Here is a 13,313-nt window from a genome sequence, read left to right on the forward strand (position 1 = left end):
GCCATCGACAACACCCATGAGGAGACCACCATGAGCACCCCTTCCTTCCTGCGCACCCTGGCCCTGCCGGCCGCCCTGGCCGCCGCCCTCGCCTGCGCCATGGTGCCGGCCGCGGCCGGCGGCTGGCCCTTCGGCGGCGAACAGGTGCAGGGCAGCGGGACCGTCAAGCGCCAGGTGCGCCAGGTCGCGCACTTCAACGGCCTCGCCTTCGAGATGCCGGGCAAGCTGGAACTGCGCCTGGGCGACAGCGAAGGCGTGACCATCGAGGCCGACGACAACCTGCTGCCGCTGGTCGAGACCGTCGTCGAGAACGGTACGCTGAAGATCCGTCCCACGAAGCGCAACATGAACCTGCGCACCAGGCACCTGAAGGTGGTGGTGCAGGCGCGCCAGATCGAGCGCCTGGCGCTGGGCGGCTCCGGTTCGATCGAGGCCGACAGCCTGCGCGCGCCGCGCCTGAATATCGACCTGGGCGGCTCGGGCGAGATCCACGTGCACAAGCTCGACAGCGATGCCGTGGCCGTGACCCTGGGCGGCAGCGGCGACTTCAAGGCCGGCGGCGGCAGCGCGCGCAAGCTGTCGGTGTCGATCGGCGGCTCCGGCACGGTCGACATGGGCCGCGTGCAGTCGGATAGCGCCAGCATCAGCGTGGCCGGTTCGGGCGAGGCGACCGTGTGGGCGCGCAACGAGCTGAGCATGACCATCGCCGGATCGGGCGACGTCAATTACTACGGCGACCCGCGCGTCAGCAAGTCGGTGGTGGGATCGGGGGATGCGCGCCGGATCGCCGCGGCGCCGCAGTAAGCCGCGGCGGCCCCGGTGCTTCCTAGTGGCCCTGGTGGCCGGCGCCGGCGCTGTAGCTGATCGGCCTGACCGGCACGCTGAGCTTCACGTCCTGGCGCTTGCCGGCCGCATCTTCCACCTGCAGGGTCAGGTCGACGCGCTCGCCTTCCTTCACCTGGCGCTGCAGGTCCATCAGCATGATGTGGTAGCCGCCGCTGGCCAGGTCGACCGGCTTCCCGGCCGGCAGGACGATCGCCTCGACCCGGCGCATGCGCATGGTCTGGCCGTCCATCGCCATCTCGTGCAGCTCGGCGCGGCCGGCCACGGCCGACTGCACGCCGACCAGGCGCGCCGGCGTGGCGGACTGCAGCCGCATGAAGGCGCCGGTCACTTTCTGGGCCGGCACGGTGGCGCGGATCCAGGGCTCGGTGACGCTCACCTGGGCGTGGACAAGGGAGGAAACGGCCAGCAGGCCGCCGGCGATCAGGGCAAGGAGGGGCGTTTTCATGGCGCCGATTATAGTCCGAATCGGGGCGCGCGGCTCAGGGCGCGCCGCGCAGGAACTGGCGCTCGACCAGCACGGTATCGACGCCGTCGGTCAGCCACACCTGGCCATCCTGGATCGTGCATTGCAGCTGCATGTTGCGCTTGGCCATCTTCTCCAGCTGGACGCTGGCCTCGTTCGGGATGTTGACCACGCCCACGTTCCTGGCGCGCTCGATCTTGTTGGCGATGCCCTTGAACCAGATGTCGCTGGTGGCGCTGTAGCTGTACACCAGTACCCGTTCCGAGCGTCCGGCCGCCTTCAGCAGGCGCTTTTCGTCCGGCTGGCCGACCTCGAGCCACAGATCGATGGCGCCGGTCAGGTCCTTCTGCCACATGGCCGGTTCCTCGACGTCGAACAGGTCCTTGGTGAAGGCCAGCGCCGGATCCGCATGCAGCGCGAAGACCAGCACGCGGATCATCACCCGCTCCTCGGTCTCGGAGGGGTGGCGGGCGATGGTCAGGGCATGGTCGCCGTAGTAGTTGCGGTCCATGTCGGCGATCGACAGGTCGGCCTTGTAGATGGTTGCCTTGAGAGCCATAGATGAATGCGGGTAAGGGCGCGGGTGGTGGATAGCCCGCTATTGTCGCACGCGTCCTGCCTGCATGGACAAGAGGCGGTATAGTCTCGTTGCCAAGAAACCCACGGAGACCAAGGATGACCAACGCATTTCCCCCGAACCAGCAGTTCCGCCTCGCCGCCCGTCCGCTCGGCATGCCGCGCCACGAAGACTGGCAGTTCCACGAAGAAGCCGTCGCCGAGGCGCAGGACGGCGGCATCGTGGTCAAGGTGCTGTACCTGTCGCTCGACCCGGCCATGCGCGGCTGGATGAACGAGGGCAAGTCCTACATCCGCCCGGTGGCGATCGGAGAAGTCATGCGCGCCGGCGGGCTGGGCATCGTCGTGGCCTCGAAGTCGCCGCGCTTCCAGGAGGGCGACTACGTGGTCGGCGGCACCGGCGTGCAGCGCTACTGGTCCGGCCCGGCCGACGACAAGACCGCCGCCTTCACCCGGATCGACCCGGCGCTGGCGCCGCCCACGGCCTGGCTCAACACCCTCGGCATGCCCGGCATGACCGCCTTCTTCGGCCTGCGCGAAGTGGGCCAGCCGAAGGCCGGCGAGACGGTGGTGGTCTCGGGCGCGGCCGGCGCGGTCGGCATGACGGTCGGCCAGGTGGCAAAGAAGATGGGCTGCCGCGTGGTCGGCATCGCCGGCGGCGCGGACAAGTGCCGCTTTGTGGTCGAGCAGCTCGGCTTCGACGCCTGCATCGACTACAAGTCCGGTCCGGTACACGCCGGCCTGAAGGAACATTGCCCGCAGGGCGTGGACGTCTATTTCGACAACGTCGGCGGCGACATCCTGGACGCGGTCCTCACCCGCATCAACATGAAGGCGCGCATCGTGATCTGCGGCGCGATCTCGCAGTACAACGCCACCAGCCAGGTCAAGGGCCCCGCCAACTACCTGTCGCTGCTGGTGAACCGCGCACGCATGGAAGGCATGGTGGTGTTCGACTATGCGCCGCGCTATGCCGAAGGCGTGGCCACGCTGGCGCAATGGATGCAGGAGGGCAGCGTCAAGAGCATCGAATACGTCACCGAAGGCTTCGAGCGCTTTCCCGAGGCGCTCCTGATGCTGTTCGAGGGCAGGAACCTGGGCAAGCTGGTACTCAAGGTGGCCGAAGCCTGAAACCGGCCGGCACCAGGACGGCCGCCGTTCCCGGCGAAGGAACTAACGCTTCAGCCTCCTCTCTAAACGGCACGAGCGCAGCCATACGCGCTCGTTGCGATATCCAGGGCACATCCAGGGCACACAAGGAGAGCGACATGGCAACAGGCAAAGAGAACGGCAAGGGCGGCCCCGCGAAAACCAGCGCGGGCGGGCAGGCACCCGCCAAGCGCGGTTTCGCGGCGATGGACCAGAACCAGCAGCGCGAGATCGCCAGCAAGGGCGGGCAGGCGGCGCACCAGAAGGGTACGGCCCACGAGTTCGACTCGGAAGAAGCGCGCCGCGCCGGCCAGAAAGGCGGGGAGGCGGTCAGCCGCAACCGGGCGCACATGGCCGACATCGGGCGCAAGGGCGGCGAAAGCCGGCAGTCGGCCCAGCGCGCGGCCGCCGCGGCACGCAACGCCGGCAACCGCCAGGGAGGAAAGGAAGCGGAAGGAAAGCAGAAGGACAGCTGAAGCAGCTCCGCGCCTGCGCACCTGGCCGCCGCGCCGGGGCAGGCTGGCGCCACCGTCCCATCTGCTGCGCATGCGGCGGCGCCGTGCTACATTGCCGCCCCATGCATCCCCTCCCCTACCTCGCCGCCTATCCCGACGCCCTGCGTGCCCAGGCATCCGCCCTGGTCGACGCCGGCCAGCTCGGCGCGGTGCTGCTGCGGCGCTACCCCGACGCGCACGGCATCCGCACCGACAAGGCCTTGTACGCCTATGTACAGGAGCTGAAGGAACGCTACCTGCGCCAGGCCGGCACCGTGTCGCGGGTCGCCTTCGACAGCAAGATCCAGGTCGTGCAGCACGCGCTGGGCCTGCATACGGCGATCTCGCGGGTACAGGGCAGCCGCCTCAAGGCCAAGCACGAGATCCGCATCGCCAGCGTGTTCAAGGACACCCCGCTGCCCTTCCTGCGCATGATCGCCGTGCACGAACTGGCCCACCTCAAGGAAAAAGAACACGACAAGGCCTTCTACCAGTTGTGCTGCTGGATGGAGCCGCACTACCACCAGCTGGAGCTCGATATGAGGCTCTACCTGACTTGGCTCAAGTTGGGTGGTGAGCGGCTGTGGCAGTCCCTATGAAGCTCGTTGCCATCAAACAACACAAATTGTCAGATTGACTCATTTTCTCGTGTAAATATCTCGACTTTGCCAGGAGCGTTCGGTAGAGTTTGACAGCATGCCCGCGCGTTCGGGCAGCCCACGCTCTCCAGGCCATCGCAGCCGCAACCGACATCATGACCACTCCGTTTTCTTGCCTGGCGCACCCGGCGCCGGCCACCCTGCGCGCCGGCAGGATCGCCTGCGGCCTGCTGGCCGCGACACTGGCCGGCGCCGCCGCGGCGGAAGCATCCCCCGCGTCCGCCGACGCGCCGGCGGCGCCGCGCTGGAAAATCTCCGGCTTCGGCACCGTGGGCGCGGTACATGCCAGCACCCGCAGCGCCGACTTCAGTTCCACTGTGCTGCACGCCACCGGCGCCGGTGCCAGCGAGCGCTGGAGCCCGGACGTCGACAGCCGCCTGGGCGCCCAGCTCGACCTGGCGCTGGGCCGTTGGTCAGCTGTGCTGCAGGTGCTCAGCGAACAGGACCTGGAAGGCAGCTACCGCCCGCACGTGGAATGGGCCAACATCAAATACCAGGCGACACCGGACCTGGCGCTGCGCGCCGGGCGCATCGCGCTGCCGGTGTTCCTGGCCGCCGACTACCGCAAGGTCGGCTACACCCTGCCCTGGGTACGCCCGCCGGTCGAGGTGTATGGCGCGCTGCCGATTTCCAGCAGCGACGGCGTCGACGCCACCTGGCGCTGGGGCGCCGGCGCCACCCGCCACGCCACCCAGGCCTTCTTCGGCCGCACCGATACCCGCTTGTATGACGATCGGCGCCTGAAGGCGCGCAAGATCGCCGGCCTGTCGCACAGCATCGAGCACGGTGCGCTGAGCGCCCGCGTGTCCGCGCTCAGCGCGCGCCTGACCGCCGGCATCGGCACCGAAGTGTTCACGCCGCTGCGCGCCTTCGGTGCCCCCGGCGCCGCGCTGGCCGAGCGCTTCGCGATCGACGACAAGCGCGTTTCCATGCTCAGCGCCGGCTTCAGCTACGACCCCGGCCAGTGGTTCGTCAGCGCCGAGGCCGGGCGCACCCATACCCGCTCGCTGCTGGGCAGCACCACCATGATGTACGCCGGCGCCGGCTACCGCATCGCCAGCTTCACACCCTACCTTGGCCATGCGCGGGTACGCGCGCATGGCGCCACGCGCGACCCCGGGCTGCCGCTGGCCGCGCTGCCGCCGCAGCTGCAGCCGACCGCCGCCGCCCTGAACGCCGGCCTGAGTGTCTACCTGTCGACCATTCCGGTGCAGTCGAGCTTCAGCGCGGGCCTGCGCTGGGACCTGGCAAGCAGCGCCGCGCTCAAGCTGCAGTACGACCGCGCCCGGCCCACCGACGGCTCGCGCGGCACCCTGATCAACCAGCAGCCGGGATTCCGTTCCGGCCAGGCGGTGCACGTGGCCAGCGTCGCACTCGACTTCGTGTTCTGAGGCCGGCCATGGTGAAACGCATCCGTCTCGGCAAGACGCGCGCCCTGGCCGCGCTGGCGCTGGCGCTGGCGGCCGCGGGCGCCGCCCGCGCCGAACTGGTCGTGATCGTCTCGGCGCGCAACCCGCTGCCGGCCATGTCGGGCGACCAGGTGGCCGCGATCTTCCTCGGCCAGTCCGGCCGCTTCCCGGACGGCGCCGAGGTGGTGGCGCTCGACCAGCGCCTCGGGTCGAACGAACGCAACCAGTTCTATTCCCAGGTCACCGGCAAGACCCCCGCCCTGCTCAAGGCCCACTGGTCGAAGATGGTGTTTACGGGACGCGGCCAGCCGCCGCGCGAACTGTCCGACAACGCCGCCGTGCGCCGCCTGGTGGCCGAGAACCCGGCGATGATCGGCTACATCGACCGGTCCGCGCTCGACGCCAGCGTGCGTCCGGTGCTGGTGCTGCGCTGAGCGATGGGGAGCCTGTCGCCGCCGTCAAGCCTGGCTTCCGTCCCGCCGCCCGACCGGCGGCGCGCGGCCGTGGCGCGCTGGCTCGGGCGCGGCCTCGAGACCCACGTCGCGCTGCCGCTGTTCGCGCTGCTCCTGATGGCGCTGCTGTGGGGCGGCGCGCTGCACATGATCGGTGCCGAGGAACGGTCGGCCGACGCGGCCGCACGCACCGCCACACGCGAGCTGGTCGATACCTACGAAGCCCAGATGGCGCGCAGCCTGAGCGCGATCGACCAGACCCTGCGCGTGCTGCAGTACGCGGTCGAGATGAACGGCTCCGGCGCCGCGCTCGACATGCTTGCCGCGAAGGGCCTGCTGCCGCCCGGCCTGGTGTTCCAGGTCGCGATCATCGACGCGGACGGCCGCGTGCTGGCCAGTAATCCGCGCGCGCGGCGCGGGGCCGACGTCTCGCGCAGCACCTGGTTCACGTGGCAACGCAGCCATGCAAGCGACATTCCCTTCGTCAGCGAAACCATCGACCGCCACGAACCGCACGTGGTGTTCACGCGCCGCATCAACGACGCCGACGGCCATTTTGCAGGGGTCGCCAGCGTAGCGGTTGATCCCGCCTATTTCACCAGTTCCTACGAGCGCGCGCGCCTGGGCGCGCGCGGCCTGCTGGGCGTGGCCGGCACCGATGGCGTGGTGCGCGCGGCGCGCACCGGCGAGGCGCTGAGCTGGGGCCAGCGCATAACCCTCGGCAAGGCGGACAGCGTGGCGCTGCACGCCAGCGCCATCGACGGCGAACTGCGCTATGCCAGCGCACGGCCGCTGGGCGCCTTCCCGCTGGTGGCCGTGGTGGGCCTGTCGGAGTCCGAGCAGATGGCGGCCAGCCGCGACCGGCGCCGCGCCTGGCTGCTGGGCGCGGGCGCCGGCAGCGCCCTGCTGCTGCTGGTGGTCGGCCTGGTCAGCGCCTGGTCGTGGCAGCTGGCGAAGGCGCGCCGGCGCGAGCGCCGCGCTCACGAAACCTATGCCGCAGCCTCCGAGGCCAGCCTGGACGCCTTCTTCGTGCTGCGCACCGTGTACGATGTGGCCGGCCATGTTGCCGACTTCGTGGTCGACACCACCAACACCCGCGCCGAGCAGCTCACCGGCCTGGCCAAGACACGCATGCAGGGCCGGCGCCTGTCGGCCCTGCTGCCCCCTGCGTTCGGCCGCGACATTTTCAAGGACATGGCGGCCGTCGCTTCCGACGGTGTGGCGCGCGAGGCCGAATGGCTGGCGCGCATGGATGCCGCCCATGAGCGCTGGCTGCACCGCCAGGTGGTGCCGGTCGAGGGCGGGGTGGTGGCGATCGTGCGCGACATCACCGAGCGCAAGCAATCGGAGCAGCGCATCCGCCACCTGGCCCACCACGACGACCTGACCGGCCTGCCCAACCGCAGCCTGCTGCGCGACCGCCTCGGCCAGGCCATCCGTGACGCCGAGCGCAAGGGCAATGCGGTGGGCCTGGCCTTCATCGACCTGGATGGCTTCAAGCTGGTCAACGATGGCCTCGGCCACAATGCGGGCGACGAACTGCTGAAGGTCGTGGGCGAACGCATGGGCCGCTGCCTGCGCCGCAACGACACCCTGGCGCGCTTCGGCGGCGACGAATTCGTGATCCTGCTGCCCGACCTGTCGGGCGACCCGGCCGCCATCACGCCGCTGCTGGACAAGGTGCGCCAGGCGGTCACCGAGCCGGTCGAGGTCGAGGGCCAGGAAGTGCAGGTCAGCTGCAGCATGGGCGTGGTGCTCTACCCGCGCGATGGCCAGGACGCCAATACCCTCATGATGAACGCCGACGCGGCCATGTACCGCGCCAAGGAAAACAAGGACAGCTTCCAGTTCTATGCCAGCGAGATGAACGCCAGCATCGAGGAGAAGCTGGTGCTGCTGGAAGGCCTGCGCGGCGCGCTCGAGGCCTGCGTCGACCCGGCCCGCCAGGACCCGGCGGCCTGCCAGTTCCAGCTGCTGTACCAGCCCAAGGTCGACCTGCGCAGCGGCCGCGTGTTCGGGGTCGAGGCCCTGATTCGCTGGCAGCATCCGGAACAGGGCCTGATCTCGCCGCTGCGCTTCATCGGCCTGGCCGAGGAGAGCGGCCTGGTGGTCCCGCTGGGCGACTGGGTGCTGCGCACCGCCTGCGCCCAGGCCCAGGCCTGGCACGCCGCCGGGCTGCCGCCGCTGACGGTGTCGGTCAACGTGTCGGCCCGCCAGTTCGAGGACAAGCGCCTGCTCGAGCGCGTCGCCGGCGCGCTGCGCGACAGCGGACTGGCGCCGGCGGCGCTGGAGCTCGAAGTCACCGAGAGCGCGATCATGCGCGACCTGGCGCGCTCGGTCGAGACAATGCGCGAACTGGAGGCGATGGGCGTGTCGCTGTCGATCGACGATTTCGGCACCGGTTATTCAAGCCTGTCGGCGCTCAAGTCGTTCCCGATCAGCAGGCTTAAAATCGACAAGAGCTTCGTCCGCGATCTGGCCCACAACCCCGACGACCAGGCCATTGCGATGGCCGTCATCTCGCTGGGCCACAAGCTGGATCTGCGGGTCATTGCCGAAGGGGTCGAGACCGAGCAGCAACGCGACTTCCTGCGCGCCAACGATTGCGACGAGATGCAAGGCTACCTGTTCAGCCGTCCGGTCCCGCCCGGGCAGATCGCGGCACTGCTGGCGGTGTAGGGCGACCCAGGCCGCGTCGGGTCGCCGATGCCAACCCAACTGGAGATGCCATGTCCCTGCTGCGCCGGTTCATCGTCCTGCTCTGCGGTACCGATCCCGGCCTGCGCCGCATGCTGCAGTACTGGGTCGCGACCGCCGTGCTGTACACGGCCTGCATCGTGCTGCTGCTGGTCCAGGTCGAGCGCGGCATCACGGCACCGGCGGCGGCGGGCCGGCTGATCGCCTTCAACGGCTGCGGCGCGCTGGCCTTCTGCATCCTGGTGCGCGCCGGCGCCCGCCTCGGACTCGCGCCCGACCAGCTGGCCGTGTCGCAGGCCATCTTCTCCCTGGTGTGCGGCATGTGGCTGTACGCGATCTCCGGACCGATGCGCGCGGCCGTGCTCCTGATGACGGTGGTGATCCTGGTGTTCTGCATGTTCGCGGCGCGTCCGCGCCAGACCATGCTGCTGTCGATCGGCGCCCTCGTCTGCGCCGGCGGCCTGATGTGGTGGCTGCAGGACAGCGACCCGGCCGGCTTTCCGCCCCTGACCGAGGCGATCACCTTCAGCTACCTGGCCAGCGCGCTGCTCGCCACCGCGGTGCTGAGCGGCGAGATGCACAAGCTGCGCTCGCGCCTGAAACGCCAGCGCCACGAACTGAGCGAGGCGCTCGACACGATCCGCGTCCTGGCCACGGTGGACGACCTGACCTCGCTGGTCAACCGGCGCCACATGCACGAGGTGCTCGCCGCCGAGGAGCGGCGTCAGGCCGGCGATCCCGCCAGCGGCCGGCCGAGCTGCATCGCCCTGCTCGACATCGACTTCTTCAAGCAGGTCAACGACCAGTACGGCCATGCGGTGGGCGACGCCGTGCTGCGTGGCTTCTCGGCGGAGGCGCGCGCCGCGCTGCGCGTCAATGACGTGCTGGCGCGCTGGGGTGGCGAGGAATTTCTGCTGCTGCTGCCGGATACCGCGTCCGAGGACGCGCGCATGGTCCTCGAACGCATGGCCGAGCGGGTCAGCGTGATGACGGTGCCGGGCCTGAACGGACGCCGCATCAGCTTCTCGGCCGGCCTGGCCACCCGCCAGCTTGGCGAGCCGTTCTCGGACGCCATCCAGCGGGCCGACAAGGCCTTGTACCAGGCCAAGGAAGCCGGGCGCGACCGGATCGTGCTGGCCTGAAAGAAATGCGAAGGAAAACTACTCTCTCCCGGGAGAGTTTCGTTGCCGACGCCACGATCTTCTGTTACTTTACTACATCGACGACTTCCTGCCGGAGATGTGGTGTTCAGATCCTTCCTACTCATCGCGGCCCTGCTGCCCGCCGCCTGGGCCGCCGCCGCCCCCTACCAGATCCAGCACGTGGAGCCGCCTCACTGGTGGGCCGGCATGAAGCGCCCGGGCCTGCAACTGATGGTCCATGGCGAGAAGATCGGCGAACTGGCGCCCTCGCTTGCCCATCCGGGCGTGCGCATCACCGGAGTCGAACGCACCGACAACCCGAACTACCTGTTCGTCAACCTGGACATCGGCAAGCATGCCCGGCCAGGCGAGTTCACGCTGCAGTTCCGGCGCGGGAAAGAACTGGTGACCAGCCACCGCTACCGGCTCGATGCGCGCCGCCCCGGCTCGGCCCAGCGGCGCGGCTTCGGCGCCGCCGACGCCATCTACCTCCTGATGCCGGACCGCTTCGCCAACGGCGACCCGGCCAACGACCGGGCCGGGATGCTGGAAGGCGCCGAGCGAGCCGACCCGGTGAAGCGCCACGGCGGCGACCTGGCCGGCATGCGCGCCCATCTCGACTACATCCGCGGCCTGGGCTTCACCATGATCTGGCCCACGCCGCTGCTCGAGAACGAGCAGCCGGCCTACTCCTACCACGGCTACGCGCTCACCGACTACTACCGGATCGATCCGCGCTTCGGCAGCAATGCCGATTACCGCGACTACGTGGCCGCCGCCAACGCACGCGGCCTCGGCGTGATCCAGGACATCGTCGTGAACCACATCGGCACCGGCCACTGGTGGATGCGCGACCTGCCGGCGCGCGACTGGATCAACCACGGCACCACCTTCAAGCCCACCAACAACCAGCACACGGTGGCCCAGGACATCCACGTGGCGCCGGAAGAAAAGGCGCGCTTCTTCGACGGCTGGTTCGTCGAGACCATGCCCGACCTGAACCAGCGCAACCCGCTGGTGGCGCGCTACCTGATCCAGAACACGCTGTGGTGGCTCGAGTACGCCAACCTGTCGGGCATCCGCGAAGACACCTATTCCTATGCCGACCCGGCCTTCCTGAACGACTGGAACCGCGCGATCGTCGAGGAATACCCGCACATGAACGTGGTCGGCGAGGAGATGGATGCGCGCCCGCACATGGTGGCCTACTGGCAGAAGGGTGTGGTGAACCGCGACGGCTACGCTTCCGAACTGCCCACCGTGATGGACTTCCCGCTGTCCGACACCGCCGCCGAGGCGCTGGCCGAGCCGGAGTCGCATAACAAGGGCCTGATCCGGATCTACGAGATCATCGCGGCCGACTACCTGTACGCCGATCCGATGCGGCTGATGGTCTTCCCGGACAACCACGACCGCCCACGCATCCTGGCGCAGGTCGACAACAAGCCGGAACTGGCGAAAGCCAACCTGATCCTGATGGCGACCACGCGCGGCATCCCGCAGATGTTCTACGGCACCGAGATCCTGATCTCGAGCCCGAAGGAGCGCAACGACGGCGTGCTGCGCGCCGACATGCCAGGCGGCTGGGCCGGAGACCGGGTGAACGCCTTCACCGGCGCCGGCTTGGGCCCGGCCCAGCGTGACATGCAGGCTTTTGTCCGCACCCTGTTCAACTGGCGCAAGACCAGTTCCGCCGTGACAAAGGGCAAGCTGACCCACTACCTGCCGCGCGACGGCAGCTACGTCTACTTCCGCCACGACGGCAAGCAGACGGTGATGGTGGTGCTCAACAAGAACGCCAGGGACAGCACGCTCGACCTGGCGCGCTTCGCCGGCATGACCAAGGGCGCGCGGCGCGCCACCAACGTGCTCACCGGCGCGGCGGTCGACCTGGGCGCGCCGCTGGCGCTGCCGGCCATGACCTCGGTGGTGCTGGCTTGGTAAGCCAGGCCGGGAGCCCAGCGAGCCGGCGCGTCCTGGTGGCCGGCGGCGTCGGCATCGACACCTTCGTGCGCGTGCCCGCCCTGCCGCTGGCGACGATGGCCGCCATCCCGATGACTTGCGCATGCCGCGCAGCTTCTACCTGCCGCGCATGCGGCAGGCCGAGCGGCGGCCGGCTGCTCGACGTCGTCCTGACGCGCCGCGCCCTGGCCGACTGCGCGCGCCGACGCGCTGGGCGCGATCGAATTCGTGCGCAAGGCGCTGGACTATGACGAGTTCAGGCACGGGTTGAAGGCCGCGCTGGGCCGCCACGGCTTCTGCCAGGCGGCATGTCCTCTATCAGGCCCTCAGCAGGCGCGGCAAGGACTTGCCCTGCACCATGTGGGGGAACAGCGTGCGCGCCATCTTGCCCGGCTCCACCCGGAACAGTTCGGCGCAGGTTTGCGCGATGAGCGTCTCGAGCGCCAGCGTGGGCCGCAGGTCGCGTCCATCGAGCAGGTCGCCCGGCCCCAGGCCGGGCCAGTCGGCCAGCACCCGACCGCCCTGCACCGCGCCGCCCACCAGCATCGCCGCGGCGCCGGTCCCGTGGTCGGTCCCGCCAGTGCCGTTGGTCGCCACGGTACGCCCGAATTCGGTCGCGACCAGCACCACGGTCTGGCTCCAGGCAGCCCCCAGTCCCTGGCGCAGGCCTGCAACCAGGCCATCCAGGTTGCGCAGCTGGGCCGCCAGGCGGCCATGCTGTCCGCTGTGGGTATCCCAGCCGCCGGTTTCGATCATCGCGATGCGCGGACCGTCGGCGCGGGCCAGGAAGCTGGCCGCCATGCGGCCGGTCTCCTGGGCGTTCTGGCGCTTGCCGCCCTCTGCGGAACCGGCCATGTTGCGGGCCTCCAGCGCTGCCGACCACAGGGCATGCAATTGGGCATCGTCGGCATACAGCTGCTCGACGCGCATCAGGAGATCCTCGTTGGCTTCGGGCAGCGCCGACGGCGCGTACGAGGTGACCGCCACCGGGCCGCGCAAGGCCATCGGCACCGTGGGCGCAAAGGCAATCGCATCCCTTCCGGGGCGCGACAGCATGCCTACCAGGCGGTTCATCCAGCCATCCTTCAGCTGGTACGGCAGTTGTCCGCCGGTCTCCAGCACGTTCTGCCCGTCGAAGTGCGAACGTTCGCGGTAGCTGGAAGCGACCGCGTGAAAGAGGCTGGCCTGGCCGGCCCGATAGAGCCCTGCGAGCTCGGACAATGCCGGATGCAGCGCGAAGCTGCCATCCAGCTTGTGTGCCGACGCCGGGTCGATGGCGAGGGCGCCGCGCAGGGACGCATAGGCAGGTTCCGCATACGGGATCAGGGTATGCAAGCCATCGGCGGCGCCGCGCTGAATGATGAAGACGAAGCGACGCTCGGTAGCCGCCTGCGCGAAGCTCACGCGCGGTGCGCCCAGCAGTGCCGCGGCGCCGGCAAGAAACTGTCGTCGGTCGAGTGTCAT

The 13,313-nt window shown here is 69.4% G+C and carries 12 protein-coding genes; 9 read left to right on the plus strand and 3 right to left on the minus strand.

The genetic code is table 11. The features are described from left to right. Positions 1-30: 30 nt before the first annotated feature. On the plus strand, positions 31-804 hold the full coding sequence (locus tag LCI23_RS07255) for a head GIN domain-containing protein (RefSeq protein WP_224945763.1): 774 nt from the start codon (positions 31-33) through the stop codon (positions 802-804). Between the two features lie 22 nt (positions 805-826). Here LCI23_RS07255 and LCI23_RS07260 read toward each other — a convergent pair whose 3' ends face one another. Further along, the gene (locus LCI23_RS07260) at positions 827-1,291 is read right to left on the minus strand and encodes a copper chaperone PCu(A)C (protein WP_224945764.1); all 465 of its coding nucleotides are present in this window, start codon (positions 1,289-1,291) and stop codon (positions 827-829) included. 34 nt (positions 1,292-1,325) lie between these two features. Further along, the gene (locus LCI23_RS07265; protein WP_224945765.1) at positions 1,326-1,868 is read right to left on the minus strand and encodes a YaeQ family protein; all 543 of its coding nucleotides are present in this window, start codon (positions 1,866-1,868) and stop codon (positions 1,326-1,328) included. Positions 1,869-1,984: 116 nt separating this feature from the next. Between LCI23_RS07265 and LCI23_RS07270 the strand changes: the two genes are divergently transcribed. From LCI23_RS07270 to LCI23_RS07305, 8 genes are all read left to right on the plus strand, one after another. After that, complete coding sequence (locus LCI23_RS07270; RefSeq protein ID WP_224945766.1) at positions 1,985-3,016, plus strand: NADP-dependent oxidoreductase; 1,032 nt, start codon at positions 1,985-1,987, stop codon at positions 3,014-3,016. A gap of 137 nt (positions 3,017-3,153) precedes the next feature. Further along, a complete protein-coding gene (locus tag LCI23_RS07275; protein ID WP_224945767.1) occupies positions 3,154-3,510 on the plus strand; it encodes a KGG domain-containing protein in 357 nt (118 codons plus the stop codon). A 101-nt stretch (positions 3,511-3,611) separates the two neighbouring features. After that, the gene (locus LCI23_RS07280) at positions 3,612-4,127 is read left to right on the plus strand and encodes a YgjP-like metallopeptidase domain-containing protein (protein ID WP_224945768.1); all 516 of its coding nucleotides are present in this window, start codon (positions 3,612-3,614) and stop codon (positions 4,125-4,127) included. Between the two features lie 155 nt (positions 4,128-4,282). Continuing rightward, positions 4,283-5,578 carry a hypothetical protein gene (locus LCI23_RS07285; protein ID WP_224945769.1) on the plus strand — a complete coding sequence of 432 codons (1,296 nt, stop codon included), beginning with the start codon at positions 4,283-4,285 and terminating at the stop codon, positions 5,576-5,578. 8 nt (positions 5,579-5,586) lie between these two features. After that, positions 5,587-6,030: a phosphate ABC transporter substrate-binding protein gene (locus LCI23_RS07290; RefSeq protein WP_224945770.1), complete on the plus strand. Its 444-nt coding sequence runs from the start codon at positions 5,587-5,589 to the stop codon at positions 6,028-6,030. Between the two features lie 3 nt (positions 6,031-6,033). Continuing rightward, on the plus strand, positions 6,034-8,727 hold the full coding sequence (locus tag LCI23_RS07295) for an EAL domain-containing protein (RefSeq protein ID WP_224945771.1): 2,694 nt from the start codon (positions 6,034-6,036) through the stop codon (positions 8,725-8,727). 50 nt (positions 8,728-8,777) lie between these two features. Beyond that, complete coding sequence (locus LCI23_RS07300) at positions 8,778-9,887, plus strand: diguanylate cyclase (protein WP_224945772.1); 1,110 nt, start codon at positions 8,778-8,780, stop codon at positions 9,885-9,887. Between the two features lie 102 nt (positions 9,888-9,989). Continuing rightward, positions 9,990-11,831, plus strand: a complete 1,842-nt coding sequence (locus LCI23_RS07305; RefSeq protein ID WP_224945773.1) for a glycoside hydrolase family 13 protein — start codon at positions 9,990-9,992, stop codon at positions 11,829-11,831. 336 nt (positions 11,832-12,167) lie between these two features. Here the strand turns inward: LCI23_RS07305 and LCI23_RS07310 are convergent, their stop codons facing one another. Then, a complete protein-coding gene (locus tag LCI23_RS07310) occupies positions 12,168-13,313 on the minus strand; it encodes a DUF1501 domain-containing protein (protein WP_224945774.1) in 1,146 nt (381 codons plus the stop codon).

Source organism: Massilia sp. MS-15 (genome assembly GCF_020176695.1).
Classification (GTDB): domain Bacteria; phylum Pseudomonadota; class Gammaproteobacteria; order Burkholderiales; family Burkholderiaceae_D; genus Telluria; species Telluria hydrophila.

Bases quoted from the DNA above. Each gene is read 5' to 3' on its own strand.
- LCI23_RS07255 (WP_224945763.1), top strand. From the start codon at position 31: ATGAGCACCCCTTCCTTCCTGCGCACCCTGGCCCTGCCGGCCGCCCTG.
- LCI23_RS07260 (WP_224945764.1), bottom strand. From the start codon at position 1,291: ATGAAAACGCCCCTCCTTGCCCTGATCGCCGGCGGCCTGCTGGCCGTT.
- LCI23_RS07265 (WP_224945765.1), bottom strand. From the start codon at position 1,868: ATGGCTCTCAAGGCAACCATCTACAAGGCCGACCTGTCGATCGCCGAC.
- LCI23_RS07270 (WP_224945766.1), top strand. From the start codon at position 1,985: ATGACCAACGCATTTCCCCCGAACCAGCAGTTCCGCCTCGCCGCCCGT.
- LCI23_RS07275 (WP_224945767.1), top strand. From the start codon at position 3,154: ATGGCAACAGGCAAAGAGAACGGCAAGGGCGGCCCCGCGAAAACCAGC.
- LCI23_RS07280 (WP_224945768.1), top strand. From the start codon at position 3,612: ATGCATCCCCTCCCCTACCTCGCCGCCTATCCCGACGCCCTGCGTGCC.
- LCI23_RS07285 (WP_224945769.1), top strand. From the start codon at position 4,283: ATGACCACTCCGTTTTCTTGCCTGGCGCACCCGGCGCCGGCCACCCTG.
- LCI23_RS07290 (WP_224945770.1), top strand. From the start codon at position 5,587: ATGGTGAAACGCATCCGTCTCGGCAAGACGCGCGCCCTGGCCGCGCTG.
- LCI23_RS07295 (WP_224945771.1), top strand. From the start codon at position 6,034: ATGGGGAGCCTGTCGCCGCCGTCAAGCCTGGCTTCCGTCCCGCCGCCC.
- LCI23_RS07300 (WP_224945772.1), top strand. From the start codon at position 8,778: ATGTCCCTGCTGCGCCGGTTCATCGTCCTGCTCTGCGGTACCGATCCC.
- LCI23_RS07310 (WP_224945774.1), bottom strand. From the start codon at position 13,313: ATGACACTCGACCGACGACAGTTTCTTGCCGGCGCCGCGGCACTGCTG.